The 20,524-nt window shown below is 68.5% G+C and carries 18 protein-coding genes; 7 read left to right on the top strand and 11 right to left on the bottom strand.

Features of this window, described 5'->3' with window-relative positions:
• Positions 1-43 precede the first annotated feature (43 nt).
• Positions 44-1,597 carry an alpha/beta hydrolase gene (locus tag EV192_RS25975; RefSeq protein WP_132119676.1) on the bottom strand — a complete coding sequence of 518 codons (1,554 nt, stop codon included), beginning with the start codon at positions 1,595-1,597 and terminating at the stop codon, positions 44-46.
• A 151-nt stretch (positions 1,598-1,748) separates the two neighbouring features.
• Between EV192_RS25975 and secA2 the strand changes: the two genes are divergently transcribed.
• Both secA2 and EV192_RS25965 read left to right on the top strand, forming a co-directional pair.
• Positions 1,749-4,076 (top strand): accessory Sec system translocase SecA2, encoded by a 2,328-nt coding sequence (gene secA2, locus EV192_RS25970; protein ID WP_132119886.1) that lies wholly within the window; start codon positions 1,749-1,751, stop codon positions 4,074-4,076.
• 193 nt (positions 4,077-4,269) lie between these two features.
• On the top strand, positions 4,270-4,920 hold the full coding sequence (locus EV192_RS25965; protein WP_132119674.1) for an NYN domain-containing protein: 651 nt from the start codon (positions 4,270-4,272) through the stop codon (positions 4,918-4,920).
• A gap of 34 nt (positions 4,921-4,954) precedes the next feature.
• Here EV192_RS25965 and EV192_RS25960 read toward each other — a convergent pair whose 3' ends face one another.
• Positions 4,955-5,578 (bottom strand): hypothetical protein, encoded by a 624-nt coding sequence (locus tag EV192_RS25960; RefSeq protein WP_132119672.1) that lies wholly within the window; start codon positions 5,576-5,578, stop codon positions 4,955-4,957.
• A gap of 252 nt (positions 5,579-5,830) precedes the next feature.
• Between EV192_RS25960 and EV192_RS25955 the strand changes: the two genes are divergently transcribed.
• The 3 genes from EV192_RS25955 to EV192_RS25945 all read left to right on the top strand — a co-directional run bounded on the left by EV192_RS25955 (position 5,831) and on the right by EV192_RS25945 (position 9,203).
• Complete coding sequence (locus tag EV192_RS25955; RefSeq protein ID WP_243727065.1) at positions 5,831-6,679, top strand: helix-turn-helix domain-containing protein; 849 nt, start codon at positions 5,831-5,833, stop codon at positions 6,677-6,679.
• Positions 6,676-7,425, top strand: a complete 750-nt coding sequence (locus EV192_RS25950) for a 2OG-Fe dioxygenase family protein (RefSeq protein WP_132119668.1) — start codon at positions 6,676-6,678, stop codon at positions 7,423-7,425. The genes EV192_RS25955 and EV192_RS25950 overlap by 4 nt, the downstream gene beginning before the upstream one ends.
• A 62-nt stretch (positions 7,426-7,487) precedes the next feature.
• A complete protein-coding gene (locus EV192_RS25945) occupies positions 7,488-9,203 on the top strand; it encodes an NAD+ synthase (RefSeq protein ID WP_132119885.1) in 1,716 nt (571 codons plus the stop codon).
• Here EV192_RS25945 and EV192_RS25940 read toward each other — a convergent pair.
• Genes EV192_RS25940 through lysX form a run of 3 tightly spaced genes read right to left on the bottom strand, consistent with a single transcriptional unit; the run spans position 9,178 to position 13,808 of the window.
• Positions 9,178-9,762 carry a VC0807 family protein gene (locus EV192_RS25940; RefSeq protein WP_132119666.1) on the bottom strand — a complete coding sequence of 195 codons (585 nt, stop codon included), beginning with the start codon at positions 9,760-9,762 and terminating at the stop codon, positions 9,178-9,180. The two genes, EV192_RS25945 and EV192_RS25940, sit on opposite strands and share 26 nt — an antisense overlap.
• A gap of 57 nt (positions 9,763-9,819) precedes the next feature.
• The gene (locus tag EV192_RS25935) at positions 9,820-10,506 is read right to left on the bottom strand and encodes a DUF998 domain-containing protein (RefSeq protein ID WP_132119664.1); all 687 of its coding nucleotides are present in this window, start codon (positions 10,504-10,506) and stop codon (positions 9,820-9,822) included.
• Positions 10,506-13,808, bottom strand: a complete 3,303-nt coding sequence (gene lysX / locus EV192_RS25930) for a bifunctional lysylphosphatidylglycerol synthetase/lysine--tRNA ligase LysX (RefSeq protein ID WP_132119662.1) — start codon at positions 13,806-13,808, stop codon at positions 10,506-10,508. The genes EV192_RS25935 and lysX overlap by 1 nt, the downstream gene beginning before the upstream one ends.
• A gap of 252 nt (positions 13,809-14,060) precedes the next feature.
• On the opposite strand from lysX, the gene panB reads away from it, so the two are divergent.
• Positions 14,061-14,909: a 3-methyl-2-oxobutanoate hydroxymethyltransferase gene (gene panB, locus EV192_RS25925; RefSeq protein WP_132119660.1), complete on the top strand. Its 849-nt coding sequence runs from the start codon at positions 14,061-14,063 to the stop codon at positions 14,907-14,909.
• A gap of 32 nt (positions 14,910-14,941) precedes the next feature.
• Here panB and pip read toward each other — a convergent pair whose 3' ends face one another.
• Positions 14,942-15,892 (bottom strand): prolyl aminopeptidase, encoded by a 951-nt coding sequence (pip, locus tag EV192_RS25920; RefSeq protein WP_132119658.1) that lies wholly within the window; start codon positions 15,890-15,892, stop codon positions 14,942-14,944.
• Between the two features lie 31 nt (positions 15,893-15,923).
• Here pip and EV192_RS25915 point away from each other — a divergent pair, with 31 nt between their 5' ends.
• The gene (locus tag EV192_RS25915; RefSeq protein WP_132119656.1) at positions 15,924-16,856 is read left to right on the top strand and encodes a glutathione S-transferase family protein; all 933 of its coding nucleotides are present in this window, start codon (positions 15,924-15,926) and stop codon (positions 16,854-16,856) included.
• On the opposite strand, the gene EV192_RS25910 is transcribed toward EV192_RS25915, so the two are convergent.
• The 5 genes from EV192_RS25910 to EV192_RS25890 all read right to left on the bottom strand — a co-directional run bounded on the left by EV192_RS25910 (position 16,808) and on the right by EV192_RS25890 (position 20,524).
• Complete coding sequence (locus tag EV192_RS25910; RefSeq protein WP_132119654.1) at positions 16,808-17,593, bottom strand: helical backbone metal receptor; 786 nt, start codon at positions 17,591-17,593, stop codon at positions 16,808-16,810. The two genes, EV192_RS25915 and EV192_RS25910, sit on opposite strands and share 49 nt — an antisense overlap.
• Positions 17,565-18,233 carry an NADPH-dependent F420 reductase gene (npdG, locus tag EV192_RS25905; protein ID WP_132119652.1) on the bottom strand — a complete coding sequence of 223 codons (669 nt, stop codon included), beginning with the start codon at positions 18,231-18,233 and terminating at the stop codon, positions 17,565-17,567. The genes EV192_RS25910 and npdG overlap by 29 nt, the downstream gene beginning before the upstream one ends.
• A 15-nt stretch (positions 18,234-18,248) precedes the next feature.
• On the bottom strand, positions 18,249-19,649 hold the full coding sequence (locus tag EV192_RS25900; RefSeq protein WP_132119650.1) for an RNB domain-containing ribonuclease: 1,401 nt from the start codon (positions 19,647-19,649) through the stop codon (positions 18,249-18,251).
• 207 nt (positions 19,650-19,856) lie between these two features.
• Complete coding sequence (locus EV192_RS25895) at positions 19,857-20,051, bottom strand: hypothetical protein (protein ID WP_132119648.1); 195 nt, start codon at positions 20,049-20,051, stop codon at positions 19,857-19,859.
• The gene (locus tag EV192_RS25890; protein WP_132119883.1) at positions 20,048-20,524 is read right to left on the bottom strand and encodes a hypothetical protein; all 477 of its coding nucleotides are present in this window, start codon (positions 20,522-20,524) and stop codon (positions 20,048-20,050) included. Before EV192_RS25890 ends, EV192_RS25895 begins: the two co-directional genes overlap by 4 nt.

The raw sequence follows: 20,524 nt of genomic DNA, 5'->3' as shown, positions 1-20,524 counted from the left end.
TCCTGGACGGCGGTCCATTGGGGATCGTTATCAGGCAGATGGTTCAGGAGCAGCGCAGGCCGGGCGCCGGCTGCTTGAGCCGCACCAGGTAGTCGATACCTGCGTCGTCCACGCATTTGTGGCCCTGCAGGAACGCCGTGTGCTGGGTTGCCTCGTACGTCACCAGCGAGCCACCCAGTGCTTTCGCCAGGTTCACCCCTGCCTGGTAGGGCGTTGCCGGGTCGCCGGTGGTGGAGATCACCAGGGTCGGCGGCAGTCCTTGGACCTTCGGCAGATGGGGTGAGCCGGTGTTCGGCACCGGCCAGAACGCGCACGCGTCCAGGGCCGGGCTCGCGGGGCGGCCGTCGTCCAGGAACGGCGCCACCTGCTTGTAGCGTTCCTGAGCTTCCACGACGAGGTTCTTGTCGGTGACGCGCGGGTCGTCGACGCACCGCACGGCGGTGAACGCGTCCTGCGTGGTCGAGTACCGGCCGTCGGGGTCGCGTTCGTAGTACGTGTCCGCGAGCAGCATCAGCGTGGTGCCGCGCTGGCGTTTCAGCTCCGCGAGGCCGTTGTTGAGGGTCTCCCAGAGTTCCTGGGCGTAGAGGGCCTGGACGACTGCGGTGGTGGCGTCGGAGTAGGAGAGCTTGCGGCCGTCGCCGAGGTCCAGCGCGCGGTCGCCCAGCGGCCGGACCAGGTTGAGGTAGTTGCGCAGGACCGAGCCGCGGTCCTGGCCGAGCGCGCAGTCCTGGCGCTTGACGCACCAGTCGGTGAAGCTGTTGAACGCCTTCTGGAAGCCCTGGCCCTGAGCCACCAGTTCGTCCACCACACCTTGCTGCGGGTCCAGCGCGCCGTCCAGAACCAGCGCTCTAACATTGTTAGGGAACGTCTCCGCGTACGTCGTGCCCAGTCGCGTTCCGTACGAATAGCCCAAATAGGACAGCTTCTCGTCGCCGAGGGCCGAGCGGAGCACGTCCATGTCCTTGGCGACGTCCCGCGTGCCTATGTTGGCGAGCATTTCCGTGCCGTCGCCTGTCCGCGCCGCGCACTTGTTCGCGTAGTCGCGTTGCTCGCCCTCCACCTTGGCCACCCCGGCCGGTGAGGAGTCCAGCTCGTCGTCGTCCGCGCGTTGGGCGTCCCGTTCCTGGTCGGTCAGGCAGCGGATCGACGGCTCGCTCGAGTTGATCCCGCGCGGGTCGAAGCCGACCAGGTCGAACCGCTTGCCCAGGTCGTTGTTCTTGGCCTGGCCGGCCAGCCGGACCGCGGTGGCCAGCCCGGAGGCACCCGGGCCGCCCGGGTTGACCACCAGCGAGCCGATCCGCTGGGACCCGTCGCCGGCGGGCATCCGCAGCACGCCGAGGGTGATCGTCTGGCCGTCGGGCTTGGCGTAGTCCAGGGGCACTGTCAGACGTGCGCATCTTGCGTTGCGGTCCTTCAGTGTGCTTCTGTCGTCGTCACTTCGGGCAAATCCGGCACAGTCACCCCAGGTGAGAGCCTGGCCGTAGAACCGTTCCAGTCCAGCCGGTACCGTCCCCGAGGGCCCCCGTTGTTCCGTCGTCGGCGGGATCACGGGCGCGCCGGTGGACGAAGTGCAGGCCGCGGAGGCTGCGACCAGCACGAATACGAGGGATGATCGCCATATACGGCCGAACGGTGTCACGTCTCGATACTGCCATCGAGCTAATACCGGGGTCGGGCGGAACTCGAAACGAACGCCGTCGCGTTAAGGCTGTGTCTGATTCGTGCTGTGGAGGTGCCGCGTGGCCACGATGCTCACCCGGGTCAAGAGCCGGTTCCGCCGGCTGATGGAACGACCCGCGTCGGTGGAGCTGACCAAGTACCAGGCCTTGCTGCCCAAGATCGAGGATCGCGAGGAGCGGGTCGCCGAGCTGAGCGACGAGGAGCTGACCGAACGGGTCGCCAAACTGCGCGCCGACCGGGACTTCGCCGACGACGAACTGGTGGAGTACTGCTCGCTCGCCCGCGAGGCCGCCAAGCGCGCGCTCAACGAGCGGCCGTACGACGTGCAGCTGCTGGGCGTGATGGGCATGCTCGCCGGCCATGTCGTGCAGATGGCGACCGGTGAGGGCAAGACGCTCGCCGGCGCGCTCGCCGCCGCCGGTCTCGCCGTGCGGGGCAAGAAGGTCCACGTCATCTCCGTGAACGACTACCTCGCCCACCGGGACGCCGACTGGATGCGCCCGGTGTACGAGCTGCTCGGCGTGAGCGTCGGATACGTCGGCGAGAAGGTCTCGAACGAGCACCGGCGCGCGGCGTACCAGTCCGAGGTCTGCTACGGCTCGGTCAGCGAGATCGGCTTCGACCTGCTGCGCGACCGGCTGGCCGTGGACCCGGCCGACCAGGTCACCGTCGAGGTCCAGGTGGCCCTGATCGACGAGGCCGACTCGGTGCTGGTGGACGAGGCCAAGGTGCCGCTGGTGATGGCCGGCTCCGCCGACGTCGCCGAGCGGGACGCGGACATGGCCGACGTCGTCCGCCGGCTGCGCGCGGGCCTGCACTACGAGTGGGACGAGGACGGCCGCAACGCGTGGCTCACCCCGTCCGGCGCGACCGCGGTGGAGAAGGCCCTCGGCGGCCTCGACCTGTACGCCGAGGACAGCCACCACCTGGCCGCGGTGAACGTCGCCCTGCACGCGCACGCCCTGCTCCAGCGGGACGTCGACTACATCGTGCGGGACAACAAGGTCCAGCTGATCAACACCTCCCGCGGCCGGATCGCGGCCCTGCAGCGGTGGCCGGACGGCCTGCAGGCGGCCGTGGAGGCCAAGGAGGCGGTCGCGGCGACCGAAAGCGGCGAGGTGCTCGACTCGATCACCGTCCAGGCCCTCATCGCCCGCTACCCGCGGGTGTGCGGGATGACCGGCACCGCCGTCGCGGTCGCCGACCAGCTGCGTGAGTTCTACAAGCTCGAAGTCGCCGTGATCGAGCCGAACAAGCCGTGCGTCCGGGAGGACGAGCTGATCCGCCTCTTCACCACCGAGGAGGCCAAGGAGGACGCGCTGATCAAGGAGATCATCGCGACCCACGAGACCGGCCGGCCGATCCTGGTCGGCACGCTGGACGTGGCCGAGTCCGAGCGGATCGCCAAGAAGCTCGCCGAGCACGAACTGCAGTGCGTGGTGCTGAACGCCAAGAACGACGCGGAGGAGGCCGCGATCGTGGCCGAGGCCGGCGCCTACGACGCGATCACGGTGTCCACCCAGATGGCCGGTCGCGGCACGGACATCCGCCTAGGCGGGCACGACGAGGCGGACCACGACAAGGTCGCCGAGCTGGGCGGCCTGTACGTGATCGGCACCGGGCACTACCCGTCGTCCCGCCTGGACGACCAGCTGCGCGGCCGGGCCGGCCGGCAGGGCGACCCCGGCGGCTCGGTGTTCTTCTCCAGCATGGAGGACGAGCAGCTGATCCAGTACGCGCCCGAGGTCCAGCTGCACACCCTCAAGGAGCCGCCCGGCGAGGACGGCCTGATCAAGGACAAGACCGCCAAACAGTTCGTGGTGCACGCCCAGAAGGTCGCCGAAGGCGTCGAACTGGAGATCCACCGCAACACCTGGCGCTACACCCGCCTGATCGAGCAGCAGCGCGACATCATCATGGAACACCGCGACAAGCTCCTGCACAGCGACGCGGCCGACAAACTGTTCGCCAAACACGCGCCCGACCGGCACAAGGAACTCGTGGACGAGTTCGGCGAGGAGCCCGTGGCCAAAGCGGCCCGCCAGATCGTGCTGTTCCACCTGGACCGCCGCTGGGTCGACCACCTCGGCTTCGCCGCCGACATCCGGGAGACCGTGCACCTGCGGGCCCTGGCCAAGGAGACCCCGATCGACGAGTACCACCGCGCGGTGGTGCCCGTGTTCAACCAGATCGTGCCCGAAGCCCACGAACAGGCGCAGGACTCCTTCGACACGGTCAAAGTCAGCGCGAACGGCGCCGAACTCGAGGAAGCCGGCCTGAAGCGCCCCACCTCCACCTGGACCTACATGGTCTACGACAACCCGTTCGACTCAGACGCCGAACAAGCCCTCAAGAAGGTCCGCGCCCAAGTCAAAAAGGTCAAGGCAGAACGCTGAGCGCCGCGAACGACCACCGCTGACGGCGTCGAACCACCCGGTTCGACGCCTTGAGGCCTCGGGTCAGAGGCTGGTGCGTGCGGACCTCGGGCAAAAAATGTGGCCCCCGTAGGGGCCACCCTGTTGGCCGTGACCAACATCGTATGGCCTTAGGATAGCCGCTCCCGGACCGGCTATACAAACTGGAGGCCCTGTGGGTCGCGCCGTCTTCTACGTCGACGGTATGAACGCCTACCACGGCTTCCGTAGCAAGTACGGACGAGAGTTCCTTTGGCTGGACTGGGCAGCTCTCGCGCAGCAGCTTCGGCAGCCAGACGAGGTACTCGTCGTTCGGTACTTCACCACGATCGTCGCCGGCGAGCCCGACGCAGCCCATCGGCAGGAGACCTATCTGGCCGCGCTCACCGCTCATCGTCCCGAAGTACAGGTGGTCCGCGGCCGGTACAAGAAGAAGGTCAACAAGCTCCGGTGCCGTGTCTGCGCCGAGAGATGGACATGTGCGTGTACTCCGCCGACGTATCACCGCACCTACGAAGAGAAATTGACCGACGTCGCCTTGGCCGTCGCCATGGTCCGTGACGCGGCCGAACGCTACGGCGATGTCTCGGTTGTCGTATCGACCGACAGCGACATGAACCCTGCGATCGAGGCGACCGCGGCGCTTGCTCCCGACCGGACCGTCTACCTTGCCTGCCCTCCGGGCCGTCAGCCCGAAAAGAAACACCTGCCCACCAGCGTCACCCCCTTCCTCATCCGCCGCGACCAGCTCGCTGCCTCACTGCTTCCCGATGTCGTATGTGGCGCGCAGGGACAGCGCTATGCACGTCCTGCAAAGTGGCGATGAAGTCAAGGCGGAACGCTGAGCGCCGCCGGCCGGGTCAGTCGTCGACTGGCCCGGCTGTGAGCAGGCGGCCGGGGACTGGCATCGACACCCAGCCGAGGTGGATCCGGTCGGCGACGACCACGTGTACGGCCGGGATGAAGGCGTGCTGGTCGATCCCGTCGTAGCCGTGCCGGACCACGCTTTGGTGAATGTCGTCGGACACCACGAGGAGCAACGGGGCCTGGGTCAGCCTGAACCGTTCCTTGACCTCCACATGGTCGAGCAGTCGGAAGGCCACGTCCAGCGATTCCCCGAAGCAGCCGCAGTCGTCGTAGAGCACTTCGCCGGCGTGCACGACCACGCGAAGTCGTAACTGCTGGCCGGGGCAGACGTTCCCGTACTGGCGCAGTAACGCGTCAAGTGTCGGGACGGTTTTGCTCAGCAACACTGTTTTGGGGACCTCGTCGACGGGGTGGATCAGTGCGAGGATGCCATCGCCGCGGTCGATGAACGGATCTCGGTATTCCTTCCGCACTCCGCTGGTGACCAGGCATTTCTCCACGATCGTGTACATCACGCGGCGGAAGCTGGCCTTGACGGAGTTGGTTCGAATCGCCGAACCGGCCATGTCCACGGCGAGGATGATTCGGTGGCGTGGCGGTGTGACGTACAGCGCCATGAGACGTCCCCTCTCATGGAGGCCACCGCGCCAATGTGCATCATTGTGCCGCCTGGGATCTCAACTTGCAATTCCCACCGGGCAGCTGTCATCCATCTGTCATGTCCCATGGTTCCTTTGATCCAGCGTGGCTCCTGTCAGGCGGCGGTACACCGGCGTACGATCGCCGATCTATGGGATTCCCACCATGGGCTCCCGTGTTGAGCATTTTCGAGATCGGCGGGGAGAATGCCAGGCGGAACAGGTCCGTTGATGCCTCGCAAGCAGTTGGCGACCGAGCTGCGCCGGCTCCGCGAAGAAGCCGGCGCCACCCTTGAGCAGGTCGCCAGGGAATTGATGATCTCCACGTCGAAACTGTCCCGCCTGGAGAACGCCCAAGGCCGGCCGCAACCGCGCGACGTCCGAGATCTGATCCGCTACTACGGCCTGGAGAACACCACCAAGGCGGAACAGTTCATGCGGTGGGTGCGAACCGCGGGCACCCGCGCGTGGTGGGACGACTACGCCGACACGATCCCGGGCGGCCTGGACACCTACCTCGCGACCGAGGCCGAGGCGTCCGTCATCCGGGTGTACACCCTGCCGATCCTGCCCGTACTGCTGCAGACGCTGGACTACACGCGTGCTTTCCTGCGACGGACCGAGCCCTGGCGGTCGAGCAGCGAGATCGAACAGCTCCTCGAGGTCCGGTCCCGGCGGCGGCAGGCGTTGCAGTTCCGCGACGACCTGCCCCCGCTGAAGCTCATCGCGGTGACCCACGAGTCGAGCATCCGGCAACTGGTCGGCGGCCCGGAGATCATGCGGGACCAACTCGACTATCTGGTGGACCGGTCCGCGATGCCCAACATCCGGCTGCAGGTGCTGCCGTTCGCGCGGACTCCGCCGTTCACCAGCACGTGCATGTACGCGTATTTCGAGTTCGACGACTACGACCGGGACATCGTGGGCATCGAGACGCACGCGGGTTTCCGGTATTTCGAGGCGCACGACCAGGTCCGTCGATATCGGCGGTACTACGACGACCTACTGGCGACGGCGCTCTCACCGAGCGAATCCCTGGCCCTTGTCCACTCGGTCAGGGATGAGTTCTTTGTCTCATGAACGCGATCGATATCGTCTATTCCGTTTGGGGCCACTACGTGATCAGGTGTGAAGATCCAGAACTGGTGTGGAAGCACATGCGCGACGATGGTTACTTCATCGGCGACGACCGGCTGTTGGGCATGCCGGCCGAGTTCCGGCAGCACTTCCACAGTACGTACTTCACCGAGGATGTCCTGCGGCGTTACCCCGACGATGTCCCCGCCGACCGGGAACGGGCCCGGGACGTGATCCATTACGCCTGGACGTCTCCCACCGAAGTCGCCCTGACCGAACACGACACCATCGCCATCCCCGATCGGCACGGACGGCGAGGCCCCCGCGAATTCGCCCGGATCGAACTCCTGCGGGACGCTATGTTCTCGACCTGGGTCACCGGCGTTCTTTCCCTCGTTCCGGTGGAATCCCGGCTCGCGCGCGGGACTTTCGGCGTCAACCTTTTCCGGACCCGGACCCAGGTGGTCACCGGGCCGCATCGGGACCACGAGCAATTCATCGTCGTCTACGTTCTGGACAAGGTCGGGACCGGGGCGGAGACCAGCCTGCACAACGGCGACGAGGTCGTTGTGGGGGCGACGCTCCAGCCGGGCGAGTTCGTGATCTTCGACGATTCGAGGTACAAGCACAGCGCGAGCCCGCTGATCAGCCCGCCCGGCGCGGAGGCACGACGCGACGCCCTTGTGTGCACGGTCGACTACCCGGCCGGCGCCACCGCCCCGGTTGCCCGCCGGCCGGGTGATGACTGATCCTGGTGATTCGTGGGCCACATTTTTGCCTGTGAGGCGAAAACATGCGAGAGGATGTCGGCATGCCGCAGCTACGCATCGCAGCCGCCCAGGTCAACGCCCGGGTAGGCGACCTGGCCGGCAATGCCGACCTGATCGTGGAGTGGTCCCGTAAGGCCGCCGAGGCCGGGGCGCACGTCGTGGTGTTCCCAGAGATGTGCCTCACCGGCTACCCGGTGGAGGACCTGGCGTTGCGTGAGTCGTTCGCGCACGCCTCCCGCCGCACGCTGGACGAGCTTGCCGTCCGCCTGGCCGACGCCGGCTGCGGTGACGTGGCCGCTTTTGTGGGCTACCTGGACCTGGACGAGGTCGGCCCGCGCAACGCCGCGGCCGTGCTGTACCAGGGCAAGGTCGTGGCGAAGCAGTTCAAGCACCACCTGCCCAACTACGGGGTGTTCGACGAGCGCCGCTACTACCAGCCCGGCACCGAGCTCGACGTCGTCCGGCTGCACGGCCTGGAGATCGGCATGGTGATCTGCGAGGACATCTGGCAGGACGGCGGCCCGATCGCCGCCCTCGGCCAGGCCGGCGTCGACCTCGTCGTCTCCCCCAACGCCTCGCCGTACGAACGCAACAAGGACGACCAGCGGCTGCCGTTGGTGGCCCGGCGGGCGGCCGAAGCGGGCGCGCCGCTCGCGTACGTGAACCTGATCGGCGGCCAGGACGAGTTGGTGTTCGACGGCGACTCGATCGTCGTCACCCAGGAAGGCAGGCTGCTGACCCGCGCGCCGCAGTTCGTCGAGCACCTGATGGTCGTCGACCTGGATCTGCCGGGGACCGCGCCACGGACCGAAGGGCGGTTCGGCGAGTTCGACGTCCGGCGGGTGCTGCTGGCGGACGACCCGCTGCCGGCGTACCCGCCGCAGCCGGCCCCGCCGATCGCCGAACCGTTGCCGGAGGAGGCCGAGGTCTGGTTCGCCCTGGTCACCGGGCTGCGGGACTACGCGCAGAAGAACGGCTTCCGGTCGGTGACGTTCGGCATGTCCGGCGGCATCGACTCCGCGGTCGTGGCCGCGCTCGCCGCGGACGCGTTGGGCGGCGGCGCGGTGCACGGGGTTTCGTTGCCCTCCCAGTACTCCAGTGACCACTCGAAGGACGACGCGGCCGACCTCGCCCGCCGAATCGGCGCCCACTACCAGGTGCAGCCGATCGGAGACATGGTCGAGGTGTTCGTCGGCCAACTCGGCCTGACCGGTCTGGCCGAGGAGAACGTGCAGGCCCGGTGCCGGGGTGTGACCCTGATGGGCCTGTCCAACCAGCACGGTCACCTGGTGCTGGCCACCGGCAACAAGACCGAGCTGGCGGTCGGCTACTCGACCATCTACGGCGACGCGGTCGGCGGGTTCGCGCCGATCAAGGACGTCCCGAAGACGCTGGTGTGGGCGCTGGCCCGGTGGCGCAACGCGGAGGCCGAGAAACGCGGCGAGATCCCGCCGATCCCGGAGAACTCCATCACCAAACCGCCGTCCGCCGAGCTGCGGCCCGGCCAGCTGGACACCGACTCGCTGCCGCCGTACGAGCTGCTCGACGACATCCTGGACGACTACGTCGAAGGCGACCGGGGCTACGACGACCTGGTCGCGCAAGGCTTCCCGGCCGAGGTGATCGACCGGGTGCTGCGGATGGTCGACGCGGCCGAGTACAAGCGCCGCCAGTACCCGCCGGGTACGAAGATCACCCTGAAGGCGTTCGGCCGGGACCGGCGGCTGCCCATCACGAACGCCTGGCGAGAAGGCTGACCCGGCGGCGGTGCCACATGATCGCCGCCACCCCGACGCCGATGATCGACAACCCGACGGGCCGTTGCACGGCGAGGAACTCCCCTGTCGGCAACGACAGCGCCATCAGGATCACCACAGTCGCGTGAACCGTCAGCGTGGCGCCGATGAGCAGGCTGGCCACGGCTGAACCGCGTCGCACGGCCGGCTTCACCTCCAGTCCCCTGCGTTTGGCGACGACCTGGTGGATCACGAGGTGCAACGGCTTGCCGGCGAGCACGGACACCAGGAAGGCCACGCCGACCGGGCCGGTGATGAGGGTGTCGTTCACCTTGAGCACGAACTCGTTCCCGCCGGACAGCAGCGAAATCGCCAGCACGACGACGTAGGCAACCACAGCGACCGCACCGACGGGATCGATCCGCCTGCGCCAGACGAACATCACGATCGTGTACACCGCCGAGAACGAGGACGCGACGGCCAACGCGACCAGGTCGGTGTCCACGTGCGGCCGAAGCAGGACGTAGATCAGGAACGGCACGACCGCGTTGAGGACAATGCTGGGAAGAAGTTTCTTCATACCCGGTATCGTGGCTATTCAGTCACGGCTTGGCTTCGCCGTGAGGTTGGAACCCGCTCAACCCCCGGGTTGAGATCCCTGGGTGGAGAGAACCCGTTCGACAGGCGCCTCGGGCGGCGGGTTCCCGCCCTGGATCCTGGTCAGCCAGCGGGCACCGACGACCAGGCCGACTCCGACAACAATGAGCTGGACCCGCAGGATCGCGCCGGCGAAGTGGCCCGGCCCCAGCGGGTCGAGGAACGCGATGGCCAGGCCGGTCACCCCGATCAGCGCGAATCCCAACCACGGCAGCGTTCCGCGGCGGGCCAACCGGACCGCGCCGAGCGCGGCGATCGCCATGCCCAGGTCGGACAGGACCGACGTCACGATGTGCAGATGGTCCGTGAGGGACACCGCGCCCTCGGCCTTGACCTCGCGGCAGGCCGCGCTCACCGAGCTCGCGCAGTCCAACGTGAAGTTGGCGTCGGCCAGCGTGGAAAGGCCCAGCACGGCCAACCCGGTGACCACCAGCCAGCTCCGCGGAACCCTACGGGCGATCAGGAACGCGGCCGATAACAGGCAGATCGCCGCGATCATGTCGGTGGTACGGAACAACATCCGATACGGCTGTCCGACCGCGCTGTACTCGCTGACATACGCCTCCAGCAGCGACAGCCGGTCGGGTAAGAACAACTCGACCAGCCAGGCCGAGTACGTGACCGCCGCGACCACCAACAGGACGGACGCCCCCCAGCGGGCCGCCATCAGCGTGGGCGGGCGAACGGGAACAAGACAGTCTGCCGGATCGACGACCCGGTCAACATCATCAGCAACCTGTCCACGCCCATTCCCATCCCCCCAGTCGGCGGCATGCCGTGTTCCAGCGCCCGCAGGAAGTCCTCGTCCAGTTCCATGGCTTCGACGTCGCCGCTCGCCGCTCGCAGCGACTGCGCCTCCAGGCGGCCCCGCTGCTCGATCGGGTCGGTCAGCTCGGTGTAGGCGGTGCCGATCTCGCTGCCGAACGCGACCAGGTCCCACCGCTCGGCCAGCCGGCCGTCGAGCCGGTGCCGCCTGGTCAACGGGGACGTGTCGGTCGGGAAGTCGGTGTAGAAGGTCGGCACGACCGTGTTCCCCTCGACCAGGTACTCGTACGCCTTCTGCACGAGGTGCCCGGGCCCGTACTCCTCGTCCAGCACGATCCCGGCCCGGCTGAGCAGCTTGCGCAGCTCGCCGACCGGGGTGTCCGGGGTGACCTCCTCGCCGAGCGCGCGCGAGACTCCATCGTGGACGGTCACGACCGGCCAGTCGCCGGAGATGTCGAACTCCTCGTCACCACGGCGAACCACTGCCTCGCCGTACGCGGCGCGCGCGGCGTGTTGCACGAGGTTCTGCGCCAGCAGACGCATGGTCGTGTAGTCGGCGTACGCCTGATACGCCTCCAGCATGGTGAATTCCGGGTTGTGCGTGGCGTCCGCGCCTTCGTTGCGGAAGTTCCGGTTCAGCTCGAAGACGCGCTCGACACCGGCCACGCACAGCCGCTTGAGGTACAGCTCGGGCGCGATCCGCAGGTACATCCGCATGTCGTACGCGTTGATGTGGGTGATGAACGGACGTGCGTTCGCGCCGCCGTGCACGGTCTGCAGCATCGGCGTCTCGACTTCGAGGTAGTCCCTGGTGTGCAGCTCGTCGCGGAGCGCCCGGACCACAGTGGACCGCAGCTTCAACATGGCCGCCGAGTCCGGGTTGACCACCAGGTCCAGATACCGCTGGCGGACCCTGGTCTCCGGGTCGGACAGGCCCTTTCGCTTGTCCGGCAAGGGATGCAGACACTTCGCGGTGACCGTCCAGCTCTCCGCGAGGACGGACAGCTCACCCCGTTTGGAGGTGACGATCTCACCGCACACCCCCACGTGGTCGCCCAGGTCCACCGACGACCGCCAGGCCGCCAGGCCGCCGTTGAGCTCCGCGCGGACCAGCATGACCTGCAGTTCCCCGCTGAAGTCCTTGAGCCGGACGAAACACAGCCCGCCCATGTCCCGGCTGGCGGTCACCCGGCCGGCGATCCGCACCCGCTTGCCGGTCCGCTCGTCCGGCCCCAGTTCGCCGTACAGCGCCTTCAGCTCGGCCAGCTGGACGTCCCGCTCGAAGCCGGCGGGGTACGGGTCACGGCCGGACGACCGCAGCCGGTCCAGCTTCGCCAGCCGCACCCGGACCTGCTCGGGCCGGCGCATCGGCTTGGGCTGCGCCTTCGCCGCGTACTCGTCGATCCGCCGCGCCCGTTCCAGGAAGTCCTTCGAGACCGTCTCCAGGCGCAGTGCGCGCGGGCCCTGGAACAGCGAACGCGGACTGGGCACGAACCCTTCCAGCGCGCCGGCCACGATGCTGACCTTCAGCAGCCGCCTGGTCCGGCCGTAGCACAGGAAACGCGGCTCCCATTCCGGGCCGTACTTGGCGTTGGACCGGTACAGCGACTCCAGTTGGAAGAACCGGGAGGCAAGGCTCAGGATCGCCCGCCACGCCCGCAGCACCGGGCCGGCGCCGATCTTCTCACCTTCCTCGAACACCGCGCGGAACATCGCGAAGTTCAACGAGATCCGTTGCGCGCCAAGCTTTCCGCTCGCCTCGATGACGGCGGCGAGCATGTACTCGTTGAGACCGTTGCCGGCGTCGCGGTCACGTCGCATCAGGTCAAGCGACAGTCCACGCCTGCCCCACGGCACAAACGACAGCAGGCCGCGCAGCCGGCCGGCGTCGTCGTACGCCTCGACCATCACACACCGGCCGTCGCTCGGATCGCCGAGCCGGCCCAACGCCATCGAGAAGCCCCGTTCGGTCTGCGCACCCCGCCAGTGCTGGGCCGCGCTGAGCAGAGTGGCCATCTCGTCGTCCGGGATCTCCGAATGGCGACGCACGCGCGTGGTGTAGCCGGCGCGTTCGATCCGGTTCACGGCCTGCCGGACCGTCTTGCGTTCCGGACCGGCCAGGGTGAACTCGCGGACGTCCAGGACGGCCTCGTCGCCGATCTCCAGCGCCTTGAGGCCCGCCGCGGTGTAGACGCGGGCGCCGTCCTCGCTCGCGCCGAGGACGCCGGGCGTCCAGCCATACCGGGCTGCCTGCGCGAGCCACTCGTCCACGGCCTGCCGCCAGCTGTCCGGGTCACCCACCGGGTCACCACTGGCCACACTGGTCCCGCCGAGCACGCGATACGTGACCGCGGCCCGCCCGTTGGGAGCGAACACGACGCTCTTGTCGCGTCGAGTGGCGAAATACCCCAACGAGTCGCGTTCGCCGTGCTCCGCGAGCAACTCCCGGAGCCTGAGTTCCTGGTCGGGCGTGAGCAGCTGCATGGTGCGCAGGCCACGGAAGAACACGACCAGCGCGGCGACCGCGACCAGGGCGCCGAGCACGTCCAACAGGATCGACAGCCAGTCCGGCCCGCGGCCCACGCCCAGGTTGCGCAGGCCCAGGAGCTCACCGGTGGCCTGGTTGGCCGACCAGATGAGTTTCCCGCCGACGTCCCGCAGGTTGCCCGGGAACGGCCCGGTCAGCGCCCAGCCGACGGCCGTGACCGCGGCCAGACCACCCAACAGGAGCGTGAGGGCCTGGCGCAGCGAGCCGGGCGCCTGCTGCGCGGGGAACGCCGGCCGCAGCGCCATCAACAGCACCAGGATCGCGACACTGCAGCCTTCGACGATGCCCAGCCAGATCACCACGTCGTCGGCGTCGTACGGCGCGTCCGGCGGGATCAGCAGCTCCGGCGCGACGACGGCGGTCACCTGGCCCAGGGCCGCCCACAACAGCGTGCCGACCTCAAACAGCATCAGCGCCCACAACGCGGCCCGTTTCCGCCGCCGCAGCGCCGCGCCGAGCACCAGGAGCACCACGAAGATGAACAGGTTCTCGTCGACAGGCAGCCCGAGCAGCCCGGAGATGTTCACCACGAACCGGCGCAGCCTGCTGTCGTCCGTGGCCAGCTCCAGGAACAGCGACATGAGCGCGCCGATCTGCACGACCGTGGCCACGACGCCGGCCGCTTTGTGCTTCCACGCCTGCTGTGCTTCTCGCATCTGAAGTCCCTGCCGATGTGCGGTGCCCGTATCAGCCAACCGGACGACACCGCGTGACCACATCGTCGGAAAGGCTGAGACGCGCGGACCATCATTACGTCGCGAGGAGGACCGCCCCTAGTCGGGTTAGGGGTGTGAGGCTGCTCGCACCGTCCTGCGGGACGACACGCCGGGTGTCACCCTGTCAGACGTAACCAACTCAAGCCCGGGGACCCACTTGGTGGGCGTCGAGGAAAGGGACGGTGGACGACGATGTCTGCAGAGCTCGCAGCTCCGTACGGATCCGGCGCATCGGACAAACCCGCGAGGCGCGTGCGTATCCATCACCTGCGTGAGCTGAAGGAACGCGGCGAGCCGTGGGCCATGCTCACCGCATACGACATGTACACGGCAGCGATTTTCGACAACGCCGGGATTCCCGTACTCCTAGTCGGCGACTCGGCGTCGAACAACGTGTACGGCTACGACACATCTTTGCCCGTCACGGTCGACGAACTCGTCCCCTTGGTACGCGCGGTCACCCGTTCCACCAAGCGCGCTCTCGTGGTGGCGGACCTGCCGTTCGGGTCGTACCAGGTTTCCGTGTCGCAGGCCGTCGAAACGGCCGTACGGTTCATGAAGGAAGGCCGCGCGCACGCGGTGAAGCTGGAGGGCGGCGCCGACTTCGCGCCGCACGTCAAAGCGTTGACCACAGCCGGAATCCCGGTGATGGGCCACATCGGATTCACTCCGCAGAGTGAGCACAACCTGGGCGGCTACCGGGTACAGGGCCGTGGCGCGGCCGGCGACACCCTGGTCGCCGACGCGGTGGCCCTGCAGGAGGCCGGGGCGTTCTCGGTGGTGATGGAGATGGTCCCGGCCGAGACCGCCAAGAAGGTCACGCACGAGCTGGCGATCCCCACGATCGGCATCGGCGCCGGCCCGGACTGCGACGGCCAGGTCCTGGTCTGGCAGGACATGGCCGGCCTGCGCACCGGCAAGGCACCCCGGTTCGTGAAGCGGTACGCGGACCTGGCCGGTGTCCTGACCGACGCGGTGAAACAGTTCGCCGCCGAAGTCCAGGGCCGTGAGTTCCCGGCCCCGGAGCACACCTTCCACTGAGCACCCGCCGGCTGGGTGCCTGGGCGAGGCACTCAGCCGGCGTACTTGTCGGTGGCGGCCTTGAGGTGGTCGGCCACTCCCGGGTCGGCGACCGCGTGGCCGGCGAAGTTCAACACCACCACCTCGCTGTCCGGCCAGGCCCGGGACAGGTCGTACGCGGTGATCGGCGGGGTCACCAGGTCGTACCGGCCGTTGACGATCGTGCCGGGGATGCCGGCGAGCTTGCCCGCGTCCCGGATCAGCTGGCCGTCGTCGAACCAGCCGCGGTTGACGAAGTAGTGCAGCGCTATCCGCGCGAAGGAAACCGCGAACCTCTCCTCGGCGTATCCGCCGCCGCCGCTGCCCTGAGTGGACACCGTGGCTCCTTCCCACAGGCTCCACGCCAGTGCCGCGGCCGTGCTCACCTCGGGATCGTCCGAGAACACCAAGCGGTGGTACGCCGCGATCATGTCGCCGCGCTCGGCCACCGGGACGGGCTCGACGAACCGGGCCCAGGCGTCCGGGAACAGATGCGCGGCCCCGCCGCCGTACAGCCAGGTCAACTCCTGCTCGCGCAACGTGAAAACGCCACGGAGGACGATCTCGGTGACCCGGTCCGGATACGTCTGCGCGTACGCCAGGGCGAGCGTCGCGCCCCACGAACCACCGAACAGCAGCCAGCGGGAGATCCCCAGGTGCTCCCGCAACCGCTCCATGTCGGACACCAGGTGCCACGTGGTGTTCGAGGCCAGATGGTGCGCCGGGTCACCCACATGCGGTGTGCTGCGGCCGGCTCCGCGCTGGTCGAACAGCACGATCCGGTAGAACTCCGGGTTGAAGTGCTGGCGTTGCACCGCGACCGTGCCCGCGCCCGGACCGCCGTGCAGCACCACCGCCGGTTTCCCGACCGGGTTTCCGCTGACCTCCCAATAGATCTCGTGGCCGTCACCGACATCGAGCAGGCCCGTCTGGTACGGCTCGATCGGGGGATAGAACGAACGCATGTGTTCACTCTGCCGGACGTAGGCTGACCCCATGGCAGGTACCCAGTCGGGAGGCAAGGAAATCTCGGTCGGCGGCGAACTGCGCCGGCAGCCGAACAGGTTCACCGACCGGATCACGCCGGACGGCACCTGGCCGGTCGAGCCGGGCCGCTACCGGCTGATCGTCTCGTTGGCGTGCCCGTGGGCGCACCGCTCGATCATCGTGCGCGGGCTGTTGGGCCTCCAGGACGTCATCTCCATGGGCGTTGTCGACCCCCTCAGGGATGACACCGGGTGGCGGTTCACCCTCGACGAAGGCGACCAGGACCCGGTACTGAAGATCAAATATCTGTCCGAGGCATATCTCGCGACGGATCCGACGTACGACCGCAGGGTGACCGTGCCGTCGATCGTCGACGTCCCGTCCGGCAAGGTGGTCACCAACGACTTCCCGCAGATCACCCGCGACCTGCACACCGAGTGGCGCGCGTTCCACCGGGCAGGCGCGCCCGACCTGTATCCCGAGGCGATGCGGGACGAGATCGAGGCGGTCGCCGAGCCGATCTACCGCAACATCAACAACGGCGTGTACCGCTGCGGTTTCGCCACCACGCAGGAGGCGTACGACAACGCGTACACGGATCTCTGGGACGAACTCGACCGGGTCAGCGCGCGGCTGGAGAGCCGGCGGTACCTGATGGGCGACCGGATCACCGAAGCTGACATCCGGCTGTTCCCCACGCTGGTCCGGTTCGACGCGGTCTACCACGGGCACTTCAAGTGCAACCGGCAGAAACTGACCGAGATGCCGGTGCTGTGGGCGTACGCGCGTGATCTGTTCCAGACACCGGGCTTCGGCGACACCGTCGACTGGGACCACATCAAACGGCACTACTACGTGACGCACCGGCACCTCAACCCGAGCGGGGTCGTCCCTCAGGGCCCCGACCCGAGCGTCTGGAACGAGCCCCACAACCGCGCGTGAGCCGGCACGAGTGAGGGGCCGCACCACGTCAGGTCGCGGCCGCTCACCAGCACGTACGGCATGCCGGGGAACGCCTCCGGGCCGTCGTCGCCGGTGAACAGGTACGGCTCGTCCGGCAGGACCACGAGATCCGCGCCGCTGGCTCGCAACTCGTCGAGCGGAGGGCGCGGATACCGGTCCTGGTGTTCGGCGTAGACGTTCCGGATTCCCATGCGCAGCAACACGTCTCCGGCGAACGTGGCGCGGCCGACCACGATCCACGGCCGGCGCCACACCGGGACGACGGCGGACGCCCGAGGCTCCGGAACGTCCCGCCACAGGCCCTCGGCCTCGCTCAGCCACTGCGGTTCGGCGATGCCCAGGCCCTGCGTCAGCAGCCGGCGCACCGACCCCAGTCCGGCCGGGACGGACCCGGCGGCGAGCGTCACCCAGACCGGGACTCCGTTGGCGCGCAGGCGTTCCACGTCCTCGGGCCGGTTCTCCTCGGCGTTCGCCACCACGACGTCCGGCCGCAGGTCCAACACCCGGTCCACGTCCGGGTACTTCGAGCCGCCGACGCGGGGCACGTCCAGGGTCGCCGGATGGGTGCAGTAGTCGGTCGCGCCGACGACCACGCCCGGGGCGCTGGTCTCGATCGCGTCGGTGAGCGACGGCACCAGGCTGACGACCCGCGCCGGACTGGTGACCGGCACGGGCTCGCCCAGGTCGTCACACGTCGGTGATCCGGATACCGGCATGGGCCTTGTAGCGGCGGTTGATCGCGATCAGGTTGGCGGTGAACGCCTCCACCTGGTGGGCGTTGCGCAGCCGGCCGCCGTAGATGCCACGGAAGCCGGGAATGGTCTCGGCCAACGCGCGCACCAGGTCCGTGGCCTCCCGGTCGTCACCGAGGACGAGCACGTCACTGTCCATTTCGGAGACGGACAGGTCGGCGAGGGACACCGCGGACACGTGGTGGAACGCGGCCGTGACCCGGGACTCCGGCAGCAGCGCCTCGGCCTGCTGCGCGGCACTGCCTTCCTCGACCGGGAGCGCGAACGGGCCCTGCTTGTCGAAGCCCAACGGGTTCACGCAGTCGATGACGATCTTGCCGACCAGGGCGTCCCGCAGCGACTCCAGCAGCGCCCGGTGGCCCTCCCACGGCACCGCGACGAGCACCACGTCGGCCTGCCGCGCGGCTTCCAGGTTGTCCACCCCGGTGATGTTCTCGGTGTTGGCCTCCGCACGCAGTTCGGCGGCGGTCTCCTCGGCGCGTTCCGCCTTGCGGGAGCCGATGATCACCTTCAGTCCGGCGGCCGCCCAGCGCAACGCCAGGCCCCGGCCCTGCGGTCCGGTCCCGCCGAACACCCCGACGGTCAGGTCAGACACTTCGGTCACAGCCAACTCCCAGATCTACACGCGTTCGAACGAAACCTTCCGCTTCACCGTATCCGCGTCCAGCAGACGGACCCGGATCCGCCCACCTTCTGGAAGGTTCTCCCCCACGCACCGGGCGATCACCGCCGTCTCCGGCAGGAACACCTCGGCGTTGGCCGACTCGGCCCGCAGCACCACCGCGTCGAACTCGCCGCCCACCTGGTCGGCCAGCACCCACGCCTCGGTCTGGTCCAGGCACGCCTTGTCCACCCGGCTCGCCAGGGTGTCCGACCCGCCCATCAACCCGGGCAGTTCGGGCAGGGACGCGCGGACCCAGTCCGGCACGTCCTCGCCCGAGCTCACGGCCAGGCAGATCTCCGCGCCGAACCGGTCGACCAGACGCCTGAGAGGCGCCGTGACGTGCGCGTATGCCGCTCCGAGCCCAGCGTGGGTGGTCAGCTCGGGCAGTGCCCCGTCGAACGACGTGTACCCGGCGCCCCTGAGCAGCCTGGTGGCGTCCATGTAGAGCGCCATCGACTCAGGATTGCCGGGGTCGAGCTGCGAAAGCATCTCGGCGACACTGCTCGTGCGCGGCCACGGAATCCCCAACGACCGCGCCGACCGCCGCAGCCACTCGATGGCGCCCTCGTCAGGCTCAGGCAGCGTGCGCAGGACACCGATCCCGGCCTCGATCATCAGCTTCGCCGCACACATCCCCGTGAGCAGGGACATCTGCGCGTTCCACGCGTCCACATCGTTCCGCGGCCGCAGCATCAACCGCCAGCCGCCATTGCCGTCGGACGCTACGGCCTGCTCCGGCAACTGCAACTCCATAGCGCCGCGCCGCACCGCGTGCTCGCGTCGCAAACGGCCAAGCGCGGGCAGCGCGGCAACCGACGGATGCGGCTCGCCCGCGTCAACGGACGCCTGCACGCCGTCGTAGTCGAACTGCGCGACCGACCGGACAACGGCCCGCCTCACCCGCACCTCGACGGGCTCGCCCGCGCTGTCGATGTCGATCGTCCACAACGCCGCTGGACACGTCTGACCAGGCAAAAGGCTCGCCGCGCCCTCGGACAGCACCCTCGGGTGCAGCGGGACGTTGCCGTCCGGCAGGTAGATGGTCTGACCGCGCCGGCGAGCCTCGGTGTCCAACGCGCCACCGGGAACCACGAACGACCCCACGTCGGCGATGGCGTAGTTCAGCCGGAACCCGTCCGGCAGCGCCTCCACCAGCAACGCCTGGTCCAAGTCCCGGGACCCGGGCGGGTCGATGGTGACCAACGGCAGGTGGGTGGCGTCCTCACGGCCCGCCAGCCGGTGGTTGGCCACAGCGTGCTCGGCCTCGGCGAGCGCGTCCGGCGGATACCCGTCCGGCAACCGGAAGTCGACGCGGACACCGGAGAAGTCCAACCCGGTGCCGGTCGTGGTTTCCATGACGGCACCCTAACCGTCCAGTACACGTCGCGCGGCCACTTGGGCCATGTTGACCGCGGCAATGCCCGAAATGCCGACCCAGTGGTTCAATCCAATCGGACCGAACGGTCGCCCGAACCAGCCGCATCGGTCCGACCGATCGGGCAGGCGATCCGCCACACCCGATTTCGGTGTCCGGGAACGCGCGACACGCGGGTCAGTCGTGGGTCAGTCGTCGTTCCACTTTCGGTCGGCTTCGTCGGCTGCTTTGGTTCGGTCTTTGGCGATCTGCAGCGCTCGGGCCGCCGTTGCCTCGTCCGGGTAGGGGCCGAGCAGGTCGGCCGCGCGGCAGATCATCCCGTGCTCGACCCTGTTGTGCTTGGTGCAGTAGTACCAGCCTGGGTCCGGGGTCGGGTCGGTCAACGCGCACTCCAGTTCTGTGGGGCCGGGAAGCCCCGCGGTGGGGTGTCCTGCAGCTCGGCCGCGTGTTCCTGCGGGATCGGGTCCAGACAGGACACCAGGACCTTGGTGTTCTCCGGGTCGGGGATGCGTTGGCCGTTTCGGGAGCGGTACACCAGTTCGCCGTCCCCGTCGATCTCCACCATGCAGCCGACCTCGGCGAGCTGGTCCTCGTCCAGGTCCACCAGCTTCTCGTAGCGCGACGGCACCACCCGGTACACCGGCCACGACAGGTGCCCGAAGGCCTGGTGGAACTCGGCCAGCAGGTGCGCCATCTGCTGCTGCCAGCCCAGCGGCATGCCCTCGGCCAGCGATCTCGGCAGCACCGCGTAGCCGTCGACCACCGCCGGCAACGGGCCGCCGGCCAGGTAGTCCCGCAGCGGCGTGCTGGACGCCGGCGGCCCAGCCGGGCGGGGAATCGGGTCGCTCGGGTACAT

The sequence above is a fragment of the Actinocrispum wychmicini genome (assembly GCF_004345645.1).
Taxonomy (GTDB): Bacteria; Actinomycetota; Actinomycetes; order Mycobacteriales; family Pseudonocardiaceae; genus Kibdelosporangium; species Kibdelosporangium wychmicini.
This window is presented reverse-complemented; position numbering and strand designations above follow the sequence as displayed.